General features: G+C 61.4%; 22 protein-coding genes. 14 read left to right on the top strand and 8 right to left on the bottom strand.

The genetic code is table 11. The features are described 5' to 3' along the window. Window positions 1-2: 2 nt before the first annotated feature. From ACY4LX_RS15810 to ACY4LX_RS15785, 6 genes are all read right to left on the bottom strand, one after another. Entirely contained in the window at window positions 3-1,586 is a 1,584-nt protein-coding gene (locus tag ACY4LX_RS15810; RefSeq protein ID WP_463260486.1) for a ShlB/FhaC/HecB family hemolysin secretion/activation protein, read from the bottom strand. A gap of 53 nt (window positions 1,587-1,639) precedes the next feature. Further along, on the bottom strand, window positions 1,640-2,251 hold the full coding sequence (locus ACY4LX_RS15805) for a transposase (protein WP_149658244.1): 612 nt from the start codon (window positions 2,249-2,251) through the stop codon (window positions 1,640-1,642). A gap of 340 nt (window positions 2,252-2,591) precedes the next feature. Beyond that, complete coding sequence (locus ACY4LX_RS15800; protein ID WP_463260485.1) at window positions 2,592-3,761, bottom strand: IS4 family transposase; 1,170 nt, start codon at window positions 3,759-3,761, stop codon at window positions 2,592-2,594. Window positions 3,762-4,194: 433 nt separating this feature from the next. Next, a complete protein-coding gene (locus ACY4LX_RS15795; protein WP_463260484.1) occupies window positions 4,195-5,136 on the bottom strand; it encodes a FecR family protein in 942 nt (313 codons plus the stop codon). A 37-nt stretch (window positions 5,137-5,173) separates the two neighbouring features. Next, window positions 5,174-5,719: an RNA polymerase sigma factor gene (locus ACY4LX_RS15790; RefSeq protein ID WP_149658246.1), complete on the bottom strand. Its 546-nt coding sequence runs from the start codon at window positions 5,717-5,719 to the stop codon at window positions 5,174-5,176. Continuing rightward, entirely contained in the window at window positions 5,716-6,402 is a 687-nt protein-coding gene (locus ACY4LX_RS15785) for a secretin and TonB N-terminal domain-containing protein (RefSeq protein ID WP_372242332.1), read from the bottom strand. Before ACY4LX_RS15785 ends, ACY4LX_RS15790 begins: the two co-directional genes overlap by 4 nt. Window positions 6,403-6,623: 221 nt before the next feature. Here ACY4LX_RS15785 and ACY4LX_RS15780 point away from each other — a divergent pair, with 221 nt between their 5' ends. Next, entirely contained in the window at window positions 6,624-6,941 is a 318-nt protein-coding gene (locus ACY4LX_RS15780; protein ID WP_256672254.1) for a hypothetical protein, read from the top strand. A 184-nt stretch (window positions 6,942-7,125) separates the two neighbouring features. Here ACY4LX_RS15780 and ACY4LX_RS15775 read toward each other — a convergent pair whose 3' ends face one another. Then, window positions 7,126-7,566, bottom strand: coding sequence for a carboxymuconolactone decarboxylase family protein (locus tag ACY4LX_RS15775; protein WP_149658248.1), 441 nt, complete (start codon window positions 7,564-7,566; stop codon window positions 7,126-7,128). On the opposite strand from ACY4LX_RS15775, the gene ACY4LX_RS15770 reads away from it, so the two are divergent. The 6 genes from ACY4LX_RS15770 to ACY4LX_RS15745 all read left to right on the top strand — a co-directional run bounded on the left by ACY4LX_RS15770 (window position 7,565) and on the right by ACY4LX_RS15745 (window position 12,740). After that, window positions 7,565-7,720, top strand: a complete 156-nt coding sequence (locus tag ACY4LX_RS15770; RefSeq protein WP_178129059.1) for a hypothetical protein — start codon at window positions 7,565-7,567, stop codon at window positions 7,718-7,720. The two genes, ACY4LX_RS15775 and ACY4LX_RS15770, sit on opposite strands and share 2 nt — an antisense overlap. A gap of 53 nt (window positions 7,721-7,773) precedes the next feature. Further along, the gene (gene pdxR, locus ACY4LX_RS15765; protein ID WP_149658249.1) at window positions 7,774-9,207 is read left to right on the top strand and encodes a MocR-like pyridoxine biosynthesis transcription factor PdxR; all 1,434 of its coding nucleotides are present in this window, start codon (window positions 7,774-7,776) and stop codon (window positions 9,205-9,207) included. Window positions 9,208-9,329: 122 nt separating this feature from the next. Beyond that, on the top strand, window positions 9,330-9,623 hold the full coding sequence (locus ACY4LX_RS15760) for an antibiotic biosynthesis monooxygenase family protein (protein ID WP_149658250.1): 294 nt from the start codon (window positions 9,330-9,332) through the stop codon (window positions 9,621-9,623). Between the two features lie 243 nt (window positions 9,624-9,866). Next, window positions 9,867-10,265, top strand: a complete 399-nt coding sequence (locus tag ACY4LX_RS15755; protein WP_149658251.1) for a cupin domain-containing protein — start codon at window positions 9,867-9,869, stop codon at window positions 10,263-10,265. 219 nt (window positions 10,266-10,484) lie between these two features. After that, window positions 10,485-11,195, top strand: a complete 711-nt coding sequence (locus tag ACY4LX_RS15750) for an ATPase (protein WP_463260483.1) — start codon at window positions 10,485-10,487, stop codon at window positions 11,193-11,195. A 288-nt stretch (window positions 11,196-11,483) separates the two neighbouring features. Beyond that, window positions 11,484-12,740, top strand: coding sequence for a hypothetical protein (locus ACY4LX_RS15745; protein ID WP_463260482.1), 1,257 nt, complete (start codon window positions 11,484-11,486; stop codon window positions 12,738-12,740). Between the two features lie 70 nt (window positions 12,741-12,810). Here the strand turns inward: ACY4LX_RS15745 and ACY4LX_RS15740 are convergent, their stop codons facing one another. Then, entirely contained in the window at window positions 12,811-17,706 is a 4,896-nt protein-coding gene (locus tag ACY4LX_RS15740) for an NAD-glutamate dehydrogenase (RefSeq protein WP_463260481.1), read from the bottom strand. A gap of 504 nt (window positions 17,707-18,210) precedes the next feature. On the opposite strand from ACY4LX_RS15740, the gene ACY4LX_RS15735 reads away from it, so the two are divergent. From ACY4LX_RS15735 to ACY4LX_RS15705, 7 genes are all read left to right on the top strand, one after another. Then, window positions 18,211-18,564: a hypothetical protein gene (locus ACY4LX_RS15735; RefSeq protein WP_463260480.1), complete on the top strand. Its 354-nt coding sequence runs from the start codon at window positions 18,211-18,213 to the stop codon at window positions 18,562-18,564. Window positions 18,565-18,780: 216 nt separating this feature from the next. After that, a complete protein-coding gene (locus ACY4LX_RS15730; protein ID WP_003218556.1) occupies window positions 18,781-19,740 on the top strand; it encodes an AAA family ATPase in 960 nt (319 codons plus the stop codon). Window positions 19,741-19,745: 5 nt separating this feature from the next. Then, a complete protein-coding gene (locus ACY4LX_RS15725; RefSeq protein ID WP_149658256.1) occupies window positions 19,746-20,690 on the top strand; it encodes a DUF58 domain-containing protein in 945 nt (314 codons plus the stop codon). Next, entirely contained in the window at window positions 20,687-21,181 is a 495-nt protein-coding gene (locus ACY4LX_RS15720; RefSeq protein ID WP_463260479.1) for a DUF4381 domain-containing protein, read from the top strand. The genes ACY4LX_RS15725 and ACY4LX_RS15720 overlap by 4 nt, the downstream gene beginning before the upstream one ends. Beyond that, window positions 21,174-22,253 (top strand): vWA domain-containing protein, encoded by a 1,080-nt coding sequence (locus ACY4LX_RS15715; RefSeq protein WP_463260478.1) that lies wholly within the window; start codon window positions 21,174-21,176, stop codon window positions 22,251-22,253. The genes ACY4LX_RS15720 and ACY4LX_RS15715 overlap by 8 nt, the downstream gene beginning before the upstream one ends. Beyond that, on the top strand, window positions 22,250-23,989 hold the full coding sequence (locus ACY4LX_RS15710; RefSeq protein WP_463260477.1) for a vWA domain-containing protein: 1,740 nt from the start codon (window positions 22,250-22,252) through the stop codon (window positions 23,987-23,989). Before ACY4LX_RS15715 ends, ACY4LX_RS15710 begins: the two co-directional genes overlap by 4 nt. Then, window positions 23,986-25,620 carry a BatD family protein gene (locus ACY4LX_RS15705; protein WP_149658260.1) on the top strand — a complete coding sequence of 545 codons (1,635 nt, stop codon included), beginning with the start codon at window positions 23,986-23,988 and terminating at the stop codon, window positions 25,618-25,620. Before ACY4LX_RS15710 ends, ACY4LX_RS15705 begins: the two co-directional genes overlap by 4 nt. Window positions 25,621-25,652 lie beyond the last annotated feature (32 nt).

The raw sequence follows: 25,652 nt of genomic DNA, 5'->3' as shown, positions 1-25,652 counted from the left end.
TTTTAGAATGTGGCCTGAAGGTTGAAATGCAGGCGCGAATCGTGTTTTTGCGTGTTCGGCCCTTCGAGCAGCGGATAGCCCCAATCCAGGCTGCCGGACAGCCATTTGCTCAAGCTCGCGCGGGTGCCCAGGCCGACGCTGGCCAGGGCGTAATCGGCGTCCTGATCGGGCAACTCGTCACGCAGGGATAACTGGGCGCCTTCGGCAAAGGCGTAGAAACGCCACTCCTGAACGTAAGAGCCCAGGTACTTGGCCAGGGACGGCGTGCGCAGCTCCTGACTCAGCAACACGCCGTCGTCAGCGGTGCGCTCGGCGGCCAGATAGCCACGCACAGAAGTCGCGCCGCCGGCGGAGAATTGCTCGTTGGAAACTAATGGCCCGGACGCCAACTGGAACGCGGCTTTGCTCGCGGTTTGCCAGTCGCTGGCGAAGGTGTAGGTGAAATTCGTGTCGCCCTTGAGCACGGCGAAACTGGGGCTGGCGCGGTAGCGTTTGTAGTCGAAATCTTCGTCGGAACTGCCGTAGCCAAACAGGCTGCGGGTGCCGGCCACCAGGCTCAGGCCCAAGCCCAACTGGCTGTTCTGGGTGTAGCGAAAGCCGTTGTAGGCGAAGGTGAACGGTGCGTACTTGAGCGGCACCTTGTCGCTTTCGCCGCCGAGGGTCAGTTGCTCGTCGAAGTCCTTGAAATCGACACCGGCGGACAGCGAGTTGGACCAGTTGCCGCTGGACGGCAACGTGTAGATCGCCGACACGCCATAGGAATGCCCTTTGCCCAATACGTTGCTGCCGCCGATGGTGGCGACGTTGCTGTCGGACTGATAACCGGAGAACTGCACGCTCCAGCGCTCGTTCAACGGCGCGGTGTAGGAACCGGACCAGACCTTGGCGTTGTCCGTGTCTTGCGGCGCGGTGAAGAACGTCAGCGAAATGCTGTGCCCCAGTTGCCAGAGGTTGTTGTAGCCCAGGCTGGTGACGGTGCGCAGTTTCTCGGTGTCGGCGCTGTAGTCGTTGTTCAGGCCGATGCTGGCCTGCCACGGGTTCTGGTCCTCGACCTGCAAATCCACGTCCATGGTCCCCGGGCGCTGGCCTTCGCGCACCAGCGGCATCACCTGGCGACCCGGGGTCTTGTTCAGTTGCGCCAGTTCGCCCTGGACCTTGCTGAAGTCCGGCACCTCGCCTTCCTTCAGCGCCGGGACGTCTTCGCGGATATCCACTGGCGAATAGTGCTTGGCGCCGACCACGCGCACGCGGCCGACCTTGGTTTCGCTGACTTGCAGGTAGACGATGCCGTCCTCGACTTTCTGCTCCGGCAACTCGACGAACACCGACTGATAGCCGCGCGCCTGATAAGCCTTCTGCAACGCGTCGCGGGCACCTTCGATATCGGTCAGGGCTTTCTGCGGGCCGAGAAACGGGTACACCGCTTCTTCAATGGCCCGGGCATCGAGCACGGTGTTGCCGCGCACGAAGTACTCGTTCACATCGACCAATTTGGCCGGCACGGCGTCCTCGGCCATGGCCGATTGGGCGCCCGCCACCAACAGCCAGCCCCACAGCGCCAGCCGCGTCTTGAAAAGATGCTCCACACCACCCCCTGAATTCGAAATGACCGTCGCCGTTTGCCCGGCGTTTAGCCCACTCAATTGCTTGCTGTCGATGTCGCGGCGTGTTTGCCCAGCCAGGTGTGCAGCAGCGCGAAGTTCAAGGAGAACTCGGGCATTTGCAGCAAGGCACCGCAGAACACTTCGCCAATGATTTTCTGGATCAATTGCACCGCCCGCGGGTTGTTCAGCAGGGTGGCGATGTCGCGGCTCAGGACGTTGAAGCTCCAGACCTTTTGATTCAGGTCCAGGCCAACGAACCAGCGGAACAGCAGGTTGTAATTGAGCTGCTCGTAGAGTTGCTGCTCGCTGGGCACCGAATACAGCAGCTGCAACAGCAGGATGTGCATGACCGTTTGCGGGGCGATGAGCATGCCGGGCTCGGCGTTGAGGCCGGCCAGCACGTCGCGATGGTCATCGAGCAGGTCATCGATTTGTGGACGCAGCAGCACCAGGGAATGGCCCGGCGGAATGTAGCTCGACACCTCTTTCAGCGCGCCCTGCCAGTCATCCTGCGACACGATCCAGACCCACGGCGCGCCGTAGCGATACACCGAAACCGGCTTCTTGCGCGCGGCTTCGACGATCTTCGACAAGCGTTGATCAAGCTCTTGCATGCCCACTTTCGAGTAGCGTTCCATAGTCCCCATTGCCTCACTCCCGGCGTCCCGCCTCGGCTTAAAAAAGTGGCCCGAAGGCCCCCTCAAGCGCGTCACATAGGCATGACCGGACTGGCGATGTGCTACCGAACTTTTGTCATGAAAGCTTCATGTCGCCGTTGAACTGCGCACGTCCCTGTAGGAGCAAAGCTTGCTCGCGAATACGGTTTCACATTCAACTTGGAGGGTGGCTGACACGACGCTTTCGCGAGCAAGCTTCGCTCCTACAGAGTTGGGGGGTATTCGGTCGGGGAGTTGATGCTGATCGGAACGCGGAGCGTCCCTTGAGGCATTCCCACGCTCCGCGTCACTAGTGTCCGGTAAACACGTTTCATAGCTGAAGGCTGCCTTGGGCAGCCTTCAGCTTTTCTCGCTCCTGCCTTCGTCTATCTCTTAACTCTGGGACAGCGGGCCGCTCATGCAGGACATGGGCTATGCGAACTGTGAACTCGAACAGTGAACCGGTAAATCCCGAGCGCCGATGGAAAATTTGCAGTAGCAAGTAACTGATCAAGGCGCTGTAAATTTGCAGGCGCACTGCGTTTTCAGAAAAGGCATAGAAACGTTTGAGTTTCAGATGTTGTTTGATCCACTTGAAAAACAGCTCGATCTTCCAGCGATCTTTGTACAGGGCGGCGATTTCCTCCGCTGTTCTGGTGAAGTCGTTGGTCACCAGCGTTAACGGTGTGGCATGGCTCTTGCGCTCAACCACGACGCGTCTTAGCGGTGTATCGCGGTAGTCATTCAGACGTTTTCCGGCCAAGCGTTTTTTGCCAAATTGGACGACTTCGTCGGTCATGACCGAGCTTTGCTCGGTTGCGGGCGAGTGCTCGCGCAGCACTTTGGTATTGGCGTTTTTCTTCAAACGAGTGACGAAAAAAGCCCCCTTGGTTTGCAACTGGTGCCACCAGTTGTAATCGCAGTAACCCTTGTCGAACACATACGTCATACCGGCCTCGATCGGCATTTTTAATGCGTCGCTCACGTCGTTGACGTTGGCCGGCGTGATGTTGACGTACACCGGGGCCAGTTGCGCCAAATCCAACCCCACATGCACTTTGAGGCCCTGGGTAATTTGGGTTTTCGTCGCCGCCGTCCAATCATCGAAGTGAGGACCGCGCAGGGTGATTGAAGTCGAATCAATCAGACTGACCATGGCACCGACTTCTTTACGCTGCTGGCGGCTGATGCCGCGCAACAACAACTCGCAAAGATCCTGGAATGGCCGGTAGTCGCGCTTGTTCAAAGCGTCTGACAGGGTCGAACGAGCGATGGGGCCGGCTTTGAGATGGTAGCTGTGCGGGCCTAGAGTTTCGGAGAAGGTCGCCAAGGACCGCAGGCTCAAGGCTTGGGTTACATGGCCGCTGATTAGCGTTACCAGCAATTGCCAGGACGTGCAGCGTTTGACGTAGCGATCAGCCTGGTGCCTTTCGGCAGATTGCCGGAAGAACTGACGCGGAATTGCACTGAGTAAATGGGCTAAACGGGTACTGGTGAACATGAGTGGGTCAAAATCGAGTCTGAAAACTCCGATTATGACTGACAGCCGCCAACAGCAGGGGGAGCACGCTCCCCCTTCGTTTTTTACCGGACACTAGTGACGCGGAGCGTGGGAACGATCATCAACACAACAGCTGTATTCACCGCAGATCCCTGTAGGAGCAAAGCTTGCTCGCGATGGCGGTTTCACGGTCAGCATGGATGTTGGCTGACACGACGCTTTCGCGAGCAAGCTTCGCTCCTACAGAGTTGGGGGGTATTCGGGCGGGGAGTTGCTGCTGATCGGAACGCAGAGCGTCCCTTGAGGCATTCCCACGCGGAGCGCGGGAACGATCATCAACACAACAGCTGTATTCACCGCAAATCCCTGTAGGAGCAAAGCTTGCTCGCGAATACGGTTTCACGGTCAGCATGGATGTTGGCTGACACAACACTCAACTGAGAACGACAACTCCACCCGGCAACTCGGTACAGGTCGCGCCATAGGCATCGCGAATCAACAACGCCACCCCGGCCAACTGGTCCAGGCTGAACCGCGCCTGGACCTTGCGTTTGCCCAGTTCAGCGTTGAGCAGCAGCAACATCCCCGGTCGATAGCGATTGATCTCGTCAATCACCTGGCTCAGCGTCGCGTCGTTGAACACCAGTACTTGCTGACGCCAGGCGATCACTGCCGAGGTGTCGACGGTTTTCGGGGGGCTGACTTGTTGGGCGCTGTAGGTCAGTTGCTGGCCGGATTCAAGGTGAATGCGCTGGCCTTGCACGTCCACCAGCAAGGCGCCGTCGAGGCAGGTCACGCACACGCTCTGGTCGGTGTTGCGCAGGTTGAAACGCGCCTGGCTGGCGCTCAACCACCCTGCTCCGGCCTGGACTTTCAGGGGTGTGGTCTGGCGCGCCAGCACTTCGACTTCGCCGCTCAACAGCTCGATGCCTTGTGCGCCGTCGGCCATCGTCCGGCGGCTGACGCGGGTCTGGGTGTTGAGTTCCAGGCTGACGCCGTCGCCCAGATCAAATCGCCGTTGCTCACCGACTTGCGTGATGTAGTCCGCGCCGATCCCCGAGAAGCCGCCCGGCACGCTGTAGCGCACCAGCAAAAACGCCGCCGACGCCGCTACCGCACCGCCAAGAAACGCCCGACGGCCGAAATGCCGCGGCGTCTGCAAGGCCTCGGCCGCCGGTTTCAAGCCATGCCACAACGCCTTGGTCCGTTCAAACGCCAGGGCATGTTCGGCGCTCTGCGCACACCACTGGCGCAAGGCCCGGGCGTCGGCGGCGGTGGCTTGGCCGGAGGTCAGCAGGATCAGCCAGTCCCGGGCTTCGCTGTGCAAGCGATCCTCGGGTGCAGGCTCGGGCGATGGGAAACGAAAGATGTTCAAGCGCGGGGATACTCACGGATTAGTTCGTTCTCTTCTTTCAAGACGGTTTTCCTGCCCCGGGACCGAACCGCTGAATCACTTTTCTTTCCAAACGGGCGGCGCAGTGTCCCAGGGCCGCCTTGATTTCCTTTTCGACCATGCGCGTGGAAATGCCGAAGCGCTGGGAGATTTCCAGGTGCGGCGCCTCTTCCAGGCGCGCGGCGATAAAGATTTGGCGACGCCGCGCGGGCAGTTCGTAGAGGGCCTTGAGCAAGGTCTGGATCTCTTTCTGCCCGCCCACCACCCGCGCCGGGTCCTGGGCGTCGTCGGACATCTGCAACAGTTCTTCCACCTCAGTGCCCGTGAGCAAACGCGCGTCGGCCTGACGCCGGTCGGCGGCAATGTTCAGGGCCATGCGATAGAGGTAGGCATTGGGCTGGACGATGTTCGGCGGCGCTTCCATGCGGTCGACCCGCAGATAGGTTTCGTGCAGCACGTCGTTGGCCAGGTCCTCGGAGCCGAGACGGCGGCGCAGGCGCACCTTGAAATCGTCGTAGGACGTCAGGAACAGCCTGACCATCGAACTGTGTCCGCTGTCTTTCATGCCCCGAAGGCTCCTTCCTGCTGTGTGCATTCCATGCGTTTTCCTGATGAGTCCGGTACGAGAAGCAGGGTCACTGGTTGGCGCAATGAGCTGGGCGGCGACCGTTCGATCCTGAGGTGTTGCACGCTGTCCACCAGCGCCGCATCGCGCTGGCTATCGCCGCTGGAAGTGACCAGACGACTGTGTTGTACCGCGCCATCGCGGCCGATCCACACTTGCAGCAACGCCCGGTAACCACCGGGTCGCGTCAAGGGCGACGCGCACAAGCGGCGTTCGATGGCCGATTGAATCGCCAGCGCGTAACTGCTGCCCACCTGACTCCCGGTGCCCGTCGCGCCGGGTGGCAACGGCACGGGCGCCACTTGCGCGATCTGCAACGTGAACGCGTCCGCGCGGGTGTAACGCGCCATCAATCCAGTGCCGACGAGCAAGGTGTTCAAGGCTTGCGTGGCGGTCAGCCGTCCCTGGACGCCAATCGAGCGCCGTCCGCGAGTCAGTTGGCGATCGACCAGCACCGCCATGCCGCTGCTGCGGCTGAACGCTTCGAGCGCGCGACTCAGTTCCTGGGCCGAAATATCGTAGGTGTTCCAGGCCTGAGGCTGTTCGCCATCGGCCCGCGCGGGCAGCAGCCAGATCAACAGCCACAGGCACACAACGCCGCGCAACAGGCCCCGAGCCCTCAATTCCGACCCCCGACGCCCTTCCTGGCGCTGCCTCGCTGCACGGCTGACGTACCCCTGAAAACCGTCATCCTGAGGGCTGTATATGACTCTGGTGTGACGGCCGGTGCAAAAAAACCATCACGCAGCGGCCAAGGGCTTTGCACTAGACTCAAACCCACAGCGGCCCGGCCGGGCCGGCCAGGAGGCCAGTGATGAAACACCGATTGATGATCGCGGCGGGCATGCTGCTGATGGGCGGCATCAGCGTCGCCCAGGCTCAAGAACCGCTGGGCTGTGTCGAGGTCAGCGTCGGCGGCTATAAGGCGCCGGACTATGGCTGCCTGAGCCGGCAGATGGGTAACAACCCCGAGGGCGCGGCGGCGGCGCGCAAGAATCAGGAAGCGATAAATGACCCAGTGAGCAAGCGGCCGCCGAATCAGGTGGGGTTGGCGACGCCGGCGGCGACCGGTACGCGGATGGGCAATACGTTTGGGACGTCGGTGAAACCGCAGCGGCCGGCGGCGACTGGTGCGGGTTCGCCGCTGATGATTGGCAGGTAACACCACCCTGTGGCCAAGTGGCTTTATAGCGCTTTTGTGGCGAGGGGGCTTGCCCCGTTCGGCTGCGAAGCAGTCGCAAAACCTGCTTGCACCGTTTCACTGGAAAAATGCAGGGGGCCGCTTCGCGACCCAACGGGGGCAAGCCCCCTCGCCACAAAAGCTCCCTAGCCCAGGTTTCGCTTGATCAGTCGCTGGGGGTTTGGCGGAAGCTTACGGCCAGCCGATTCCAGCTATTGATGGTGGTCACGGCGAGGGTCAGATCCACCAGTTCGCCTTCGCTGAACTGCTCCCGCGCCAACGCATAGACATCGTCCGGCACGTGACTTTCAGCAAGCAGCGTCACCGCCTCCGTCCAGGCAAACGCCGCGCGCTCCCGAGGGTTGAAGAAGTTGCTGTCGCGCCAGACCACGATCGAATACAGGCGTCGATCCGTCTCGCCCAGACGCCGGGCATCCACCGAGTGCATGTCGGTACAGAACGCGCAGCCGTTGAGTTGCGAAGCGCGGATTTTGATCAGGTGCAGCAAGCCGGCTTCGATGCTCAGGTTGCCGGTCAGCGCCTCCATGGCAATCATCGCTTTCATCGCTTTGGGCGACGCGCTGTAGTAGTCCAGGCGGGGGTTCATGGCGGGACCTCTTGGCGCGAAATTGGGTATTCCCACGTTAGGCGCTGATGCAGCAGCGTTACAGCTCCAATTCAACGAAAAAGCCATGGACCACCCGGCAGCAGACCAATCCGGCGCTTTTCGCCTGCGCAACTTCTATCCGGCGGCGCAATAAGGGTAATCTGGCGCGACCCACAGTCGCCCCACCGCCCCAGGAGCCCCGCCGGTATGGAACTTCACGTTGTCATCAACGGCCGCAAGGACCTGGCAGGCCAGTTGTATCAACAACTGCGCAGTGCCATCGAAACCGGGCGCCTGGCCGCCGGCACGCAGTTGCCGCCCAGCCGTTTGCTGGCCGAGCAGTTGGGGATTTCGCGCAAGACCATTTCCGACACTTACTCGCAACTGACCTACGAAAACTTCCTCACCGGCGTGACCGGCAAAGGCACTTACGTCAACGCGCGGCCGGCAAAAATCCAGCGCAAGCAGAGCCATTCGGAACTGGCCAGCAGCGAGGTCATCGAGTCCTGGCGCAATTTGCCGGTGTTTCTGCGTCACCCCACGCTCGAAGGTTCGCTGCGTTACGACTTTATCGGCGGCGCCACCAGCAAGGGCCAGTTTCCCCAGGACGACTGGCGACGCTGCACCTCCCACGCGTTGCGGCAGATGGCCGGGGCCAAAGGCTTTTACAGCCTGCCCGAAGGCCTGCCGGCGCTGAGGAATGCGATTGCCCGGCACATCGCCTTTTCACGCGGGGTCAATTGCCAGGACGAAGACGTGGTGGTGTGCAACGGCGCCCAGCAAGCCCTGGACCTGATTGCCCGGGTGCTGATCCAGGCCGGCAGCCTGGTGGCGATGGAAGATCCGGGTTATCCGCCGGCGCGCCTGTTGTTCGGCAGCCACGGCGCCACGGTGGTCGGCGTGCCGGTGGACGCCGAGGGGATTCAGGTCGAGCTGATTCCCGATGGCACGCGGCTGATTTACGTCACGCCGTCCCATCAGTTCCCGCTGGGCATGCCCATGAGCCAGGCACGGCGGGAAGCTCTGCTGGAGCGGGCTTACGCGCTGGGCGCGATCATTATCGAGGACGATTACGACAGTGAATTCCGCTACGAAGGCCGGCCCACCGATTCGCTGCAAAGCATGGACGAGCGCGGGATCGTTGCTTACGTCGGCACCTTTTCCAAGACCCTGCTGCCGGAGCTGCGGCTGGGCTACACGATCCTGCCGCCAGCGATTCTCGAAGCGGTGATCCGCGCCAAGCAATTGACCGACCTACACACCTCGACGTTGCCGCAATGGGCGCTGGCCAAGTTCATCGCCGAGGGTTGCCTGCTCAAGCACATCCGGCGCTGCCACACCATCTACGCCGGGCGCCGCGAGCGGATTCTGGCGCGCATGGCGGGCGATCTTTCACCGTGGTTCGAGGCCGTGCCGACCGTTGCCGGGTTTCACATGGTGGTGCTGTGCAAGGTGCCGATCGACCTTGCGCTGATCATCGAATTGGCCCGAAAGGTTGAAATCGGTCTGTATTCCATTGAGGGCTTTTTCTATCAGCGAGCACCGCAGGCCGGGCTGCTCATGGGCTTTGGTGCGATCGAAACCCTGGACATCGACACCGCGCTGGACCGTCTGCGCGACATTTTGCAGCAGGTGGCGTGAGGAATGGTCTGTGGGTTTATCCGGCGATTGGCTATTGGCGGTCCCACGGTGCAGGACTATTGTGCAGGGGCGTTATCCCTCAATGAGCAGGATTCGTCCGGCCTGATTCAGGAGTGTGAGCAATGTCCAACGAAGTGATCAATACCGTACAGGTGCAGGCGGCTGCGGGCCGCTCGGAAGAACTGGGCAAGCAACTGCAAAAGATTGTCGACACCCTGCGCGAACTTCCAGGTTGCGATTCCTATATGGTCGACCGCTGCCCTGAGGACGACAACCGCTGGACGGTCAGCGCACGCTGGCAATCGGAAGCGGCCATGCAATCGCATTTCAACTGCCCCGAAGTGCAGGGCTTTATCGGTTTGATCGATAGCCGATTGGCGAATGCCGTGGATTTCAATAGCTTCCCGATTGTTTAAAAACAACACCTCTGCCTGATGATGATCGTTCCCACGCTCTGCGTGGGAATGCATCCCGGGACGCTGCGCGTCACATCCAAAGCCGAACGCGGAGCGCCCGATGCGGTATTCCCACGCGGAGCATGGGAACGATCAGTCAGGGGAGGATTGGCCCCCTCACCTTCCCGAAAATTGGCCGTTTTGTTACCCCGCCCCGCGGCTTACTGTGATCCCTGACGACTAACCACCCCCAGGTGATCAACCATGAAAGCTCTGCATGTACTGGCCGCCCTGGCCCTGACCGTTTCCGCCTCGGCCTTCGCCCACGACCCGTCGGAAAAGGTCACGGTGCTGCAAGATGAACTGCTGCAAAACGTGCCCGGCAAAAAGGCCATGATGATCGAGGTCGACTACAAACCCGGCCAATCGTCCATCGCCCATAAACATGAAGGCACGGCCATGGCTTATGTGCTGCAAGGCCAGGTCATTTCCCAGGTCAAGGGCCAGAAAGCGATCACCTACAAGACGGGCCAGTTCTGGTACGAGCCGGCGGGTTCCGAGCATTTGATCTCGAAAAATGCCAGTGCGACCAAACCGGCGAAGTTGCTGGTGTTCATGGTGTTGTCGCCGGATGAGAAAGTGTTGATCCCCTTGGAAAACTGATCGCTGTTGCATCAGCCATAAATAAACAGGCCCGAATCGTTGATTCGGGCCTTTTTATTACCCCGGGCAATTAGATCAAACCGTTTACAGCAAACAAAACTATGGATCAGTCAATAAGTGTATTCATGGACGGTTTCATTCAGTGAAGACAGGTTTAGTCTGAGTTCATCGCCGGTATTACCGGTCACTCAACTTCCGTTGTTTCACTGGAGATACACCATGAAACGTGTGCTTATCAGTACATTGACTGTTGCCGCACTGTTAGCCGGTTGCTCGGTGCCCACCGCGCCCAAAGCGGTTTCGTCGCTGGACACGCTGCTCAGCGCGCCGGTCGGTCGCTCCAGCGCCACCCATATCGCCAATGGCAGCAATGTGTCTCTGGGCATCCTCTACAGCCCAAGTACCCAGGCCAACCGCGACTATCTGCGCCACTACCAGGCCAACGCCGGCACCGGTTTTGGCCAGAGCCTGCTGGTGCAGTCGATACACGACGCCTACGTGGCCACGTCCAACCCGGACTTTGCCGTGGAGGGGGTCAAAGCGTTGTTACAGCGCCAGTTCGGTTCGGTGACGGTCTATCCGGACATGCAAAGCCTCAAGGCCGCCCGGCCGGATGTGGTGGCCATTGTCGATACCCACAGCCAACTGATGACCTCCCGCAGTTCGGATATCAAGGCCGAAGTCAGTGCGGATTTTTATGATGCGAAGTTCAACTACATTGGCACCGCACAGGGGCATGATGCCAAGTCATTGCGTCCTGTATGGGCGGACTTTAAACGCAGCGAAGAGATTGTCGCGGATATTAACCAGCAACAGGATGTGCAAGTTCGGGCGTTGCAGAAGTTTGACCAGTCGCTCAGTAATTTATTGACCAGATCGACAACTAATGTATCGATGATTGATAGTCAAACGGGTCAGAAGTTGTATTGAAGATAATGGCCTCTTCGCGGGCAAGCCTCGCTCCTACAGGATTGGGTTGAACCCGTTATTTGCGAACAACACTAACCCCCGTAGGAGCGAGGCTTGCCCGCGAAGAGGTCCGCCCAATCACCCCAAAACCCTCCAGGCAAGCGCAAGGTTCATCAGCCACAAATAGCCGGGACTGTCCACTGTCAAGTCTGACAGTAGACACGCTCCGCGCCTCTCGCGCGTAATCGCAGCTCAGGGTATTGACCCGAGCAATGGCCAATACCTTCCGAAAAACCCGAGGGTTTGCCCATGAGCACTGCACATACAGATTCAACATCGGCTGCGCGCCTTGACCCCTCCTTCGGAGAGGCCGGGAGAGTCGTGATTCACATTCCGGACACCTCCACCTCAGTGTCGAGAATTTCGGGTTTAGTCACCGACCTCGACTCCAGGGTGCTGTTCACCAGCTCCTCCCCCCCGCGTTTCCTATTGGGCCGCCTGTTGGAGGACGGCACCGTAGATAGACAATTCGGCAATAACGGCGTGATTCACGATGTGTTCGCAGAGGGAGATGGATTGTCCCTAAGTACCGGCGTTTCGATTCTTAATAACGGGACAATACTGCTGACCGGCGTTTACGACCCACCCGGTCCCCAAAGACTGCCCGCCCTCGCCCTCTTCAATGCTTCAGGCCATTACGTCACAGAATTCGGTCAGTACGGAAAATCGGTCATCCCGGTTCCCAACGCCGCCGAGGGTTCCTCCGGCCTGTCCGGGGCCGACCCGTTCGCCACTAATGGTTCATCCCAAACCCCCGTGATCCTGGCCGACGGGAAAATGCTGTTGGTCTTCCAAGGCTGGCTCATTCGATTACTGGAGAACGGTCGTCCTGACGACAGCTTCGACAACGGCAGACACTACCGACCTGCAAGGCACCCTAAGTACTCATCCACTACCACGCGCATCGTTCAAGCCAGCGCAAATACCGTTGTATTGGGGGGAACCGCCGAAGTGGATGGCGAAATATTCGCAATGTTTGCCCGCTACTTCATCGATGGGGAACTCGACAAGAGTTTCGGACGTGACGGTTTTTTTGTGCTGGACGACTTGCCATTGGAAACGAATGTCGTTGCCCTCGCCATGAAGGACGAGGATAAGGCGGTCGGGATTGGCCAGAAGCTTGCCACTCCAGCCAAGGGACTGATTGTCTGCCTCAATGCAAAAGGCCATGTCGATCCGGGTTTCAATCATGGCAACCCAGTGCTGGTGCCGACCGATGCAAACAGACAATTCAACTGGCATGCGGGGACGATTGATCACGCAGGACGGATCGTCGCTACCGGCGGCTCGCTTGAAGGCCCTGACAGCACACCCTACATCGCTACCGGACGATTCATGCCAGATGGTTCACCCGACCTCACGTTCAGCACGAATGAAGGATGGGTTAGCGCAGAGGGTCAATTAGCCCAGGCCCTCGCCATTGATCGTAAAGACCGAATCGTGATTTCCGGTCTGACGTCGCCACCCGAAAACGTGACCCCGGCCATACTTCGCTATCTGGCTTGAGTGATCGCGAAGCTAAAAAAAAAACCCCGTATCTCTCGATACGGGGTTTTTTATTCGGCGACTGACTGAATCAGGCCGCCGGTTCCAGCTCCAGTGCAGCAACGACAGGCACTACCGCCTGACCGCTCAACGCCAGGTCGAGCAACTCACGGTTGGCCACCGCGTACATGGCGTAGTCCGTGCCGCTGGCGGCACGGATTTCCACCAGCATGGCGCGCCAGCGTTCGATCATGCCTTCGTGCTCTTCCATCCACAGCGCCAGACGTGTTTCCACGTCCTGGGTGCCGTCGCCCTGTTGCAGGACGGAGATGGTGATCGCACGTTGCTGCCAGTCCACATCATCGCGGAACGCTTCACGGGCCAGGGCTTGCCAGTTGTTTTCAACCGGCAGCGCGCTGATCTGTTGCAGGTACCAGGTGATGTCCAGCGCGCTGCCGACGGCGAAGTAAGCCTTCGCGACGTCTGCTGCGTTCTGGCCGGTCACGTCGGCCGCTTCAATGATCGGCAGCAAGGTGTACAGGTGCGAAGTGCCAGCCACCATACGCGCGAGCAACTCCGGCACTCCGGCTTCGACATACGCCTCGTAACGGGTCTGCCAGTTTTCGTGGATTTCGCCACTCAGCAGCTCGTCGAGCTTGAGACCCAGCTCCTTCAGGTGCGGACCGAAGTGCGCAACGTCACGGGCAGCGTTCTGCTCGTTGCGGCGGGCACGCAGGAACCAGCGTGTAGCGCGGCGACCCAGACGCATCAGCTCGTCCATCAGCTCCAATTGCACGTCGGCGGAAACCTGGTAGTCCAGGGCTTCAATCTGACGGAACCAGTGCGGGAGATGGAAGATGTCACGCACGATCACGTAGGCACCGGCCACGTTCGCCGGGCTCATGCCGGTCGACTCTTTGAGTCGTTGAACGAAGGTGATGCCCATGTGGTTCACCAGATCGTTGGCGATCTGGGTGCTGACGATTTCGCGCTTCAGACGGTGACGGCGCATGGCTTCGGAGAACTTGCTCACCAGGCTCGGCGGGAAAGCGGTTTCCATGTCGCGGGTCAGGTAATCGTCGTCCGGCACTTGCGAGTTGAGCAGTGCTTCTTTGAGGTCGATCTTGCTGTAGGAAATCAGCACCGACAGCTCGGCACGGGTCAGGCCATGGCCTGCCGCAACGCGCTCGTTGATGGCTTCTTCCGTCGGCAGGAACTCGATGGCGCGATCCAGCTTGCCGCGGCCTTCCAGATCGTTCATCAGACGCTTGTATTCGGCAATCCGCACGTAGGCACGGCGGGCCGCCAGGGACAGGGCCTGGGTCTGCTTGTAGTTGTTGCCCAGCACCAGGTTGCCGACTTCGTCGGTCATGCTCGCCAGCAACTGATTGCGTTGCTTGTCGGTCATGTCACCGGCCTGAACCACTTCGTTCAGCAGGATCTTGATGTTCACTTCGTGGTCGGAGCAGTCCACGCCACCGGCGTTGTCGATGAAGTCGGTGTTGGAGCCGCCGCCATTGAGGCCGAATTCGACACGACCCAGCTGGGTCATCCCGAGGTTACCGCCCTCGCCCACGACTTTGCAGCGCAGTTCGTTGCCGTTCACGCGCAGTGCATCGTTGGCCTTGTCGCCGACATCGGCGTGGCTTTCGCTGCTGGCCTTGACGTAGGTGCCGATACCGCCGTTCCACAACAGGTCTACCGGCGCCTTGAGCAAGGCATTCAGCAGTTCGGTTGGGGTCAGCTTGTCAGCCTGAATGTCAAAGCGCTCTTTCATCTGCGGGGAAATCGCGATGCTTTTCGCGCTGCGGGAGAAGATCCCGCCGCCTTCGGACATGATGCTGGTGTCGTAATCGGTCCAGGCCGAACGCGGCAGGTCGAACAAGCGCTGACGCTCGACGAAGCTGTTGGCCGGTTGCGGATTAGGATCGATGAAGATGTGCAGGTGGTTGAAGGCGGCGACCAGTTGCAGCTTGTCGGACATCAACAAACCGTTACCGAACACGTCACCGGCCATGTCGCCGACGCCGACTACCGTGATGCTGTCTTCCTGGACATTGATGCCGCGCTCGCGGAAGTGGCGTTGTACGCCGACCCACGCGCCTTTGGCAGTGATGCCCATTTTCTTGTGGTCGTAACCGGCAGAACCACCGGAAGCGAACGCGTCACCCAGCCAGAAGCCGTAGTCGATGGCGATGCCGTTGGCGATGTCGGAGAAGGTTGCAGTGCCCTTGTCCGCTGCCACCACCAGGTACGGGTCATCGTCGTCATGACGCACGACGTTGGCCGGCGGCACCAGCGCGCCGTCTTTCAGGTTGTCGGTGATGTCCAACAGGCCCGAGATGAAGATGCGGTAGCAGGCGATGCCCTCGGCCGCGATTTCGTCCCGACCGCCGCCCAATGGCAGGCGACGCGGCAAGAAGCCGCCCTTGGCGCCAACCGGCACGATGACCGAGTTCTTCACTTGCTGGGCTTTTACCAGGCCCAGCACTTCGGTGCGGTAGTCTTCTTCACGGTCGGACCAGCGCAGACCGCCACGAGCGACGTTGCCGAAACGCAGGTGCACGCCTTCGACGCGCGGCGAATAGACGAAGATTTCGAACTTCGGTACTGGCTTCGGCAGCTCTGGGATCTGGTGCGGGTTGAACTTGAAGCTGAAGTAGGACTTGTTATGGCCCTGCGCATCGGTCTGGTAGAAGTTGGTGCGCAGCGTGGCCTTGATCAGGTCCAGGTAGCGACGCAGGATGCGGTCTTCGTTCAGCACCTGGACGTCGTCCAGTGCGGTGACGATGGCCTGTTCCAGACGTTGCTGCTTGTCTTCCAGGTCGTCGCTGGTCAGCTTGCGCGCCAGGTAGAAACGGGTCTTGAACAACCGGGTCAACTCGCGAGCGATGTCGGTGTGGTTGTTCAGGGTGCTGGCGATGTAGCCCAGGTCGAAGCCCAGACGAATCTGCTTCATGTAGCGGGCGTAGGCACGCAGCAGTGCCACGTCGCGCCATGGCAGGCCGGCGGTCAGCACCAGGCGGTTGAACGCATCGTTCTCGGCATCGCCACGCACGATGTGGACGAAGGCGTCCTGCAGCGTGTCGTTGAGTTGCTGGATGTCGAGTTCCAGGCCGTCAGCGGCGGTGAAGGCGAAATCGTGAATCCAGAACTCGCGGCCGCTGTTGTGACGCAAGCGATACGGGAACTCGCCCAGCACGCGCAGGCCGAGGTTTTCCAGGATCGGCAACACGTCGGACAGCGCCAGCGGCGTATCGGCGTGGTACAGCTTGCAATGCAGCTCGCGTTGACCGGAGACCTGGCCCAGCGGCTGATAGAAGCTCATGACCAGCGGGTTTTTCTCGGTCAGGCTCAGCAGGTGCTGCATGTCGACCACGGCCGAATGCGCGGCGAAACGCTCGCGGTAACCGGCCGGGAAGCCTTTCGGGAAGTCGGCCAGCACGTTGGTGCCGTGGGCTTCGCCGAAGTTTTCCACGACCAGGCTGGCGTAGTCGTCCTGCCAGCTGCGGCAGGCCTGGACCACTTCTTTTTCCAGCAGGACCGGGTCGATATCCAGGCGATTCTTCGGATCAACCCGCAGAATCAGCTGTACGCGAGCCAGTACGGACTCGGAGAAGAAGGTCCAGAACTCGCAATCCGAGGCTTTCAGGCGATCCATCAGCACTTGCTGGATCTTCTGGCGCACTTCGGTGGAGTAGATGTCACGCGGCACATAGGCCAGGCAGTAGCAGAAGCGGCCGTACGGGTCTTTGCGCAGGAACACGCGGATCTTGTTGCGTTCCTGAATCTGCACGATCGACATCACGGTGCTGAACAGCTCGTCCACCGGAGTCTGGAACAGATCGTCGCGGGGCAGCACTTCGACCACCTGCGCCAGTTCCTTGCCCAGGTGAGCCTTGGCCTGGAAGCCGGAGCGGCGTTCGATTTCTTCGACCTTGCGGCGGATGTACGGGATGACCCGCACGCTCTCGCCATACACCGAGGAGGTGTAGAGGCCCATGAAGCGGCATTCCTTGATGACTTTGCCGTCGGCATCGATTTCACGGATCGACACGTAGTCCGGGTATGCCGGACGGTGCACACGGCTTGGGTGTGCAGCCTTGGCGAACGACAGCAGGGTCGGTTCGCGCAGGTAGTTCACCGCGTAATCTTCGATGCGCAGGTCTTCGTAGGTCAGGCCGGTGCGCAGCAGTTTGGTCAGGCCGAGGAAGGACTGCTCGTCGTACTCGATGTGACCGCCGTCGGCCTGGTCGCTGACCACGAATTCTTCGTAGCCCAGGAAGGTGAAGTGGTTGCCCACCAGCCATTCCAGGAAGCTTTTGATTTCGGCTTTTTCTTCTGGATCAACCTTGAACTGGCTGTTGTCCAGGCCCGTGAGGATTTCCTGGACCTTGACTTTCATCGGCTCGAAATCGGCGACCGCAACGCGGACTTCGCCGAGAACCTGTTCCAGTTCCTTGCTCAGGACATTCAGTTCGGCCGCGTTGGCGCAACGGTCGATTTCCAAGTACATCAGCGATTCTTGCAGGATGCCTTCGCCCTGGGTGCCCTTCGGCAGGATTTCCAGCAGCTCGCCCTTGCTGCCGCGACGCACGCTCAGCACAGTGGTTTGCAAGGTGTGGATGCTATAGCCGCGACGGTTCAGCTCGGTACGCACCGAGTCCACGAGGAATGGCAGGTCGTGGTGCAGCACTTCGACCGCGGTGTGGGTCGACTGCCAGCCGTGGCGTTCGTAATCGGGGTTGTAGACGCGAACCTGTGGTTGCGCGTGATCAAAGCGCTCAAGCAGGCGCCATGCAGAAAGGGTGCAGCCGGCGAGGTCGGACAACCGACGCTGGGTCAGCTCGTCGAGGGAAATGATGCCGAAAAATTGTTCAGCAAACAGCGCCACTTGTGGCAGTGCCTGTTCACTGATGTGCTGCGCCAGTGCCGCTTGCAGTTGGTGCTGGAAGTCGGCTTTGCTGGCTGCGGTGAAGAACGCCATCTGTGGTACTCCGCTTGGGCTTGTTATTGATGGAAGCGTCGCGTGCAAAACCCCTTTCGGGGCGATCCGTCACCCTGTTCCTGATTCTCGGGCAGAGGAAACAGGGAGACAGGTGGGTGAAGCTGGACGAGACACTCAGGTCACATTCACCTTCCAAGAATGGGTATCGGCAAAAGCGACTGTACGATGAATTGCACAATGCCTTTACGGGTATCCATTCGATGCGCAGCTTAACGAGTGCGACAACGTGCCTGCTTGCGGTGCTGCGACATATTCGGTCATCGGCACGCAGCTTGCGCCTTGTGCATCGAACAACACTAGCAGCCGCACGGAAAAACGGGGGGTTAAAGCCCGGTTTTGCGGCACATCCGTACCCGAAATGACCAGCAACACCCCGGATGTTCACGACACATCTTCTGACACTCAGACGAGCAGAAATTCCCGGCGGCTGGCAGAATCGCGCTTTGTTCGTCTTCACCATGCTCCCCGAGCCAGGAATTCCCCATGCAAATGACCACCGCCCTCTTGATCGTCAACCCGTGCGATGACGAAGAAGACAACATGGCCATGCTCTGCTGCCACAGCGACCAGGGCGACATGTTCCTGATGACCCGCTACCCGGACGAGGACGCGCTGGACATCAGCCTCGGCGACGAGCCATCGACCCTGGACGGGGTGAAAGTCACCCTCAGCCCTACCCGCCTGCTGATTGAAATCGCGGCCGGGGACGCAGATGCGCTCAATGGCGACGATTCGCTGGAAATCACCCACAGCACCGATGCCGGTGACCTGGCGGAAGTGGAAGAAACCTTGCAGAACATTCTCAAGGGGACTGGCACCTATATAAGCGAGCTGTGATTTTCGGCGCCTGTGCCGGCCCCTTCGCGGGCAAGCCTCGCTCCTACAGGTCCAGCACGGATGATCGTTCCTACGCTCTGCGTGGGAACGATCACCATTTCCCGTACTTTGCGCAAAATGCCGTTAGTCGCCACCCCCCGCGATGCATTAAAGTAACGCCCCCAGCCCTGGCGTTATTCGAACGTCTTCGGTCACCCTTTCCAGGAACAGTCATCGATGGAACATCGTGAAGCGCTGCTTGCGCTGCGAACCTTTCTTTCAACGCAGATTCTCGGCCAGGAAAAACTCATCGAGCGCTTGCTCATCGCCTTGCTCGCCGACGGCCACATGCTGGTCGAGGGCGCTCCGGGGCTGGCCAAGACCAAGGCCATCAAAGAGCTCGCCGAAGGCATCGAAGCGCAGTTCCATCGCATCCAGTTCACCCCCGACCTGTTGCCCGCCGACATCACCGGCACCGAGATCTATCGCCCGGAAACCGGCAGTTTCGTGTTCCAGCAAGGCCCGATCTTCCACAACCTGGTGCTGGCGGACGAAATCAACCGCGCCCCGGCCAAGGTGCAATCGGCCCTGCTCGAAGCCATGGCCGAGCGTCAGGTCAGCGTCGGGCGCAGCACTTATGAGTTGTCGCCGCTGTTCCTGGTGATGGCCACGCAAAACCCGATCGAGCAGGAAGGCACCTATCCGCTGCCCGAAGCCCAACTCGACCGGTTCCTGATGCACGTGAAAATCGGTTTCCCGGACGCCGCCGTCGAACGGCGCATCCTGCAACAGGCCCGTGGCGAAGCGCTCAACGGCGAAACCAAGCCCGAGCGCCGGGTCAGCCAGCAGGCGATCTTCGCCGCGCGCAAGGAAATCCTCGGGTTGTACATGGCCGATGCCGTGGAGGAATACCTGGTGCAACTGGTCATGGCGACCCGCACCCCGGCCAAGTTCGACCCGGAGATGGCCGAGTGGATCGCCTATGGCGCCAGCCCGCGCGGTTCCATCGCCCTCGACCGTTGCGCCCGCGCTCACGCGTGGCTGGCCGGTCGCGACTTCGTCAGCCCGGAAGACATCCAGGCCGTGCTGTTCGATGTGTTGCGCCACCGCATCATCCTGTCCTTTGAAGCCGAGGCGGCTGGCATCGACCAGGACCGGGTGGTCCAGCGGATTCTCGACGTCGTAGCCGTCGCTTGACCCCGATGAACGCCATCCTGCCGCCCGAGCCGGGCATCCGTGTCAGCCTCGCCGAGCTGATCGAGATGCGCCATCGGGTGCGCGAAGTGCAGTTGTTCTCCACGCCGAGCCAGCGCAGCCCGCTGATCGGCTTGCACCATTCCAAGCTGCGCGGGCGTGGCGTCGACTTCGATCAGGTGCGGGTCTATCAGGCCGGCGACGACGTGCGCACCATCGACTGGCGCGTCACCGCCCGCACGCAAGAGCCGCACACCAAACTGTTCCACGAAGAACGCGAGCGCCCGATTTTCATCATGGTCGAGCAAAGCCGTCGGCTGTTCTTCGGCTCGGGGCTGATGTTCAAATCGGTGCTCGCCGCCCAAGCCGCGAGCCTGATCGGCTGGGCGGCGCTGGGGCATAACGACCGGGTCGGCGGGCTGGTGTTCGGCGACAACGAGCACTACGAAATCAAACCCCGGCGCAGCAAGCAAAGCCTGCTGCAATTGCTCAACCGCCTGGTGCGAGTCAACCAGTCGCTGCACACCGAAAGCGAGCAGAACCGCGACTCCCTGAACCTGGCCCTGCGCCGTGCCCGGGAAGTGCTGCGCCCCGGCAGCCTGGTGATCGTGATCTGCGACGAACGTGCGCTGACCGAAGGCTCCGAGCAACAACTGAGCCTGTTGTCGCGTCATTGCGACCTATTGCTGCTGCCGCTGTCCGACCCCCTGGACCACGCCCTGCCCGCCGCCGGGCTTTTGCGCTTTGCCGAACGCGGCGCGCAACTGGAACTCGACACCCTGAATTTCGACCTGCGCCAGACCTACCGCGCCCAGGCCGAAGCGCGCATCGCCCACTGGGAATTGCTCGCGCAGAAGCTGCGGGTGTTGTTGATGCCGTTGAGCACCCAGAGCGAGATGGTCGAGCAACTGCGCGAATACCTGAACCCACAGAAACCGGGGAAAGGTCGATGAGCAGTATTGAGCAATTGCAACCGCTGATGACCCCGCCACCGATTGGTTTCTGGCCGCCGGCACCAGGCTGGTGGCTCTTGCTTTTATTGCTGCCGCTGCTCGGTTTCGGTCTGTGGCAGTTGCGGCGTTTCATTCCAAACAAGCGCCCTATCGTCCGTGCTGAACAACCCCTGGACCCGGTGCGGGTCGCCGCCCTCGCCGAACTGGCGCTGATGCCCAAGCCCTACGACGGCGCGCCGGCCGGAGCCTGGTTGCAGCAACTCAACGGCTTGCTCAAACGCCTGTGCCGCAACCACTACCCCTACAGCCAGAGCCACACCCTCAACGGCCGCAAATGGCTGGCGTTCCTCGACAACCGCTGCCCGGCCGCCGGCCTGACGCGCTGGATGGTGCTGGTCGAAGGCGCCTACAAACCCGAATGCAAACTCGACGACAAGGCCATCGCCGGCCTGACCCAAGCCGTCGACACCTGGATTCGCAAACATGTTTGAGTTCGCCTGGCCGTGGATTTTCGCCTTGCTGCCGCTGCCGTGGCTGATGCGCGTGTTGCTGCCGGTGGCCGACAGCGGCGAACCGGCGCTCAAGGTCAGTTTCTTGAGTGACCTCGAAGGCCTGACCCGCCGCCGTGCCCGGGCCAACCTGCCGGCGTGGCGTCAACAAGCACCGTTCATTCTGCTGTGGCTGTTGCTGCTGATCGCCGCCGCCCGTCCGCAATGGCTCGGCGAGCCGCTGCCGATTGCTGCCAGCGGTCGCGATTTGCTGGTGGCGGTGGACGTCTCCGGCTCCATGGACTTCCCCGACATGCAATGGCAGGACGAAGACGTCAGCCGCCTGTCGCTGGTCCAGCATTTGCTCGGTGATTTCCTGGAAAGCCGCGAAGGCGACCGGGTCGGCCTGATCCTGTTCGGCAGCCAGGCTTACCTGCAAGCGCCGCTGACCTTCGACCGCCGCACCGTGCGCGTGTGGCTGGATGAAGCGCGGATCGGCATCGCCGGCAAGAACACCGCCATCGGCGATGCGATCGGTCTGGCGCTGAAACGTTTGCGCCTGCGTCCGGCGCAAAGCCGCGTGCTGATTCTGGTGACTGACGGCGCCAATAATGGCGGCGAAATCGATCCGTTGACTGCCGCGCGCCTGGCCGCCAGCGAAGGGGTGAAAATCTACCCGATCGGCATCGGCGCCGACCCGGAGCAAAGCGACACCTTGGGTTTTCTCGGCGTCAACCCGAGCCTGGACCTCGACGAACCGGCGCTCAAAGCCATCGCTCAAGCGACTGGCGGCCAATACTTCCGTGCCCGGGACGGCAAAGAGTTGGAGGCGATCAAGGCCACCCTCGACAAACTTGAACCGGTGACCCAACAACCGACTCAAGCCCGCCCCGCCCAGGCGTTGTATCACTGGCCCTTGGCCTTGGCGTTGCTGCTGAGCATGTTGCTGGTGATGCGCGAGCGCTGGCCGGACAACCCGCTGCAACGCTTGCTGACCAAGGACCTGTTTTTGCAAAGCCAACTGCCGGACTGGCGCCAACGGCTTAAACGCCTGCGTCTGCGGAGGCGTCGATGAGCGCGCTCTGGCCTTACTGGTTCCGGCCCTGGTGGCTGCTGCTGTTGCCGTTGCTGGGCTGGTTGCTCTGGCAACTGTGGCACCGGCAGAAACGCGCCGGGCGCTGGCAGATGATCCTGCCGCCAGCCTTCCACGCCGCGCTGCTCAGCGGTGGCAAAGGTCACGACAGCAAGTTGCCGTGGGTGGTGCTGGGCCTGGCCTGGGTGCTGACCATTGGTGCGTTGCTCGGGCCGAGTTGGCAGCGGGTCGAACAAACCAGCCAGAAGCCCGCCGATCCGCTGGTGGTGCTGCTGGAATTGACCCCGGAAATGCTCGCCACCGACAGCCCGCCGACCCGCCTGGAACAGGCCCGGCGCAAGCTGTTCGACCTGCTGCAAAGCCGCAGCGATGCGCAGACTGCGATCGTCGTCTACGCCGGCAGCGCCCACACGCTGGTGCCGCTGTCGGATGACCTGTCCACCAGCCGCAATCTGCTGGACGCACTCAAGCCGTCGTTGATGCCCGAGGCCGGTCATCGCGCCGATCTGGCAGTGATCAAAGCCTTGGCCCTGCTGGATCAGGGCGCCCTCGGCCAGGGCCGGATCCTGCTGATCGGTTCGTCCCTGACCGAACAGGAACGCTTCGGCATTGAGCGGGCGCTGAACGGCAAGTCCACGGAGTTTCTGATGCTCGGCGTCGGCACGCCCGAAGGCGCGCCAGTCGCGCAAGAGGACGGCAGCTTCCTCAAGGATGAACAGGGCGCGATTCTGGTTCCGCACCTGGACAACCCGGGGCTGAAAGCCTTCACCAGTGATTTGGGCGGGCGCTACCACGCGGCGCGGCTGGACGATGCGGACCTCGGCGCCCTCGGCCTGCTCGATGGCCCGCGCAACCTGCGCAACGACGGCCAGACCCTGCGCCTGGACACGTGGGCCGATCAGGGTTATTGGTTGTTGCTGCCCCTGCTGCTGCTCGCCTCCTTTGCCGGGCGCCGGGGTTGGTTGTTCTGCCTGCCGCTGCTGTTTCTGCTGCCGCAACCGAGCTACGCCTTCGACTTTGAAGACTTGTGGCTGCGCCCCGATCAACGGGGTCTGCATTTGCTCAGGCAGGACCATCCGGCCGAAGCCGCGCAACATTTCGCAGACCCGCAGTGGCAAGGCGTGGCGCTGTACGAGGCCGGCGACTATGCCGGCGCCGCCCAGCGCTTCGCCCAAGGCAACGATGCGCGGGCGCACTACAATCGGGGGAACGCCCTGGCCAAGGGCGGTGAACTGGAAGCGGCGCTGGATGCCTACGAACAAGCCCTGGAACGCCAGCCGGATTTGCGTCCGGCGCTGACCAACAAGGCGCTGGTGGAAAGCCTGATCAAACAGAAAGCCACACCACCGGCGGTTGAACCGGACAAGTCCGAAGGCGAAGAGCCTGGCACCGCCAGCGACAGCCCGGCGCCCGGCGGCACCAACCAGCCGTCCAGCAGCGGCGAACCGCAAACCGATGCCCAGCCCAACACGCCGGACACCGAACAGCCGCCCAAGACGCCGCCGCAACCCGGGGCCAATGAGGTGCCGGGCAGCGAGCTGGAGGACGAGCAAAGCACCACGCCACCGCGCCGCCCGGCCAATGACAGCCTTGAAGGCGAACAGGCCCAGGCGCTGGAGCAATGGCTGCGCAAGATCCCGGATGACCCGGGCGAACTGCTGCGGCGCAAATTCTGGTACGAACAGCAACAACATCAGGATCAGGGAAAAACTCGATGACCCGCTTCACCGCTTTTTTGCTCGCCCTGCTCTTCTGGACGTTTCAGGCCCAGGCTGAGGGGCTGGTCGCCAGTGTCGATCGCAGTCGCCTGAACTCCGGCGAGACGGTCGAACTGACCCTGGAATCCAATGACGTGACGCTGTTCGGCAAGCCCGACCTGACGCCGCTGGAGCCGGCCTTCGAAGTGCGCGGCACGCGCCAGGTCAACCAGTTGACCACGATCAACGGCGACAACCGCGCCACCACGCGCTGGATCATCACCCTGCTGCCCAAGCAGAACGGCAGCGTGGAAATCCCGTCGCTGCAACTCGGTGAGGTGCGCAGCCAGCCGATCTCTATCCAAGTGGTCGAGAGCGAAACCCAGGACACCGAGAACACCCTGGCGCCGGTCTTCATCGAAGCCAGCCTCGACCAGAGCAGCGTGTACGTACAGGCCCAGGCGATCCTGACCTTGCGCATCTACCATTCGGTGTCGCTGTACGACGACAGCAGCCTGACCCCGTTGCAGATTCCCGATGCGCGCATCGAGCAATTGGGGGATTCACGCACCTATGAGAAGGTCATCAATGGCCTGCGCCATGGCGTGATCGAAATGCGCTACGCGATCTTTCCCCAGCACAGCGGCGTGCTGAGCATTCCGACGCAAGTGTTCAGCGCCACCCTGGTGCAACCGGCTCAGGACGCTACGTCCCAAGGGCCGAAACCGGGCAAGCTGATGCGCGTCAGCTCCGCCGAGATTCCGCTGACGGTCAAGGCCAAACCCGCCACCTACCCGGCCGATGCACCGTGGCTACCCGCACGCAGCCTGAGCCTGAGCGAAAGCTGGAGCCCGGAACCGGATCACGCCCAGGTCGGCGATTCCCTGACCCGCAGCCTGACCTTGAAGGCCGAAGGCCTGGCCAGCTCGCAACTGCCACCGTTGCCCGCCACCGACATCAACGGCTTGCGCCGCTACCCGGACCAACCGGTGCTGGGCAATCAGCACAACGAACGTGGCCTGGTCGGCAGTCGTGAAGACCGCGAAGCGCTGGTGCCGTCCCACAGCGGCGCCATCGACTTGCCGACGGTGGACGTGGTCTGGTGGAACACCTTCGAAGATCACCTCGAACACAGCAGCCTGCCGGCCCGGACCCTGCAAGTGAGCAACAATCCAAACCTGATGGTCGACACCCCGGCGGGCACCGCCCCGGTGAATTACGCCGCCGACAGCGAAGCGCTGTGGTGGTGGAAACTCAGCACGCTGATCCTGGCCTGCACCACGCTGCTGGGCTTTGGCCTGTGGTGGCGCGCCCGCTGGCAACCGGCGATCCTGCGGGCCGCGCAATCGGGCCCGAGCCCACGCACCGTGCTCGACGAACTCAAGCGCGCCTGCCAGGCCAACGACCCCCACGCCACCCGCCAGGCCCTCGACGCCTGGGCCCGGCAACAACCGGAAACCCTGGCGGACATGGCGGCGCGGTTTGTGCCGCTATCGGATGCCCTGGACGGCTTGAACGGCGCGCTGTACAGCGAAACCGGCCAGCACTGGCAAGGCGAAGACCTGTGGCGCGCGACCCGGGCGATCCCGCTGGCGGAGCGGGTTCAGGATCCGGTGAGTGATAGCGGGTTGCCGCCGCTTTATCCGAAATAGCTGTCAGAAAAGTTCACTCTACCCGCTCCGAT

The sequence above is a fragment of the Pseudomonas sp. Emmai genome, from assembly GCF_055179735.1.
This window is presented reverse-complemented; position numbering and strand designations above follow the sequence as displayed.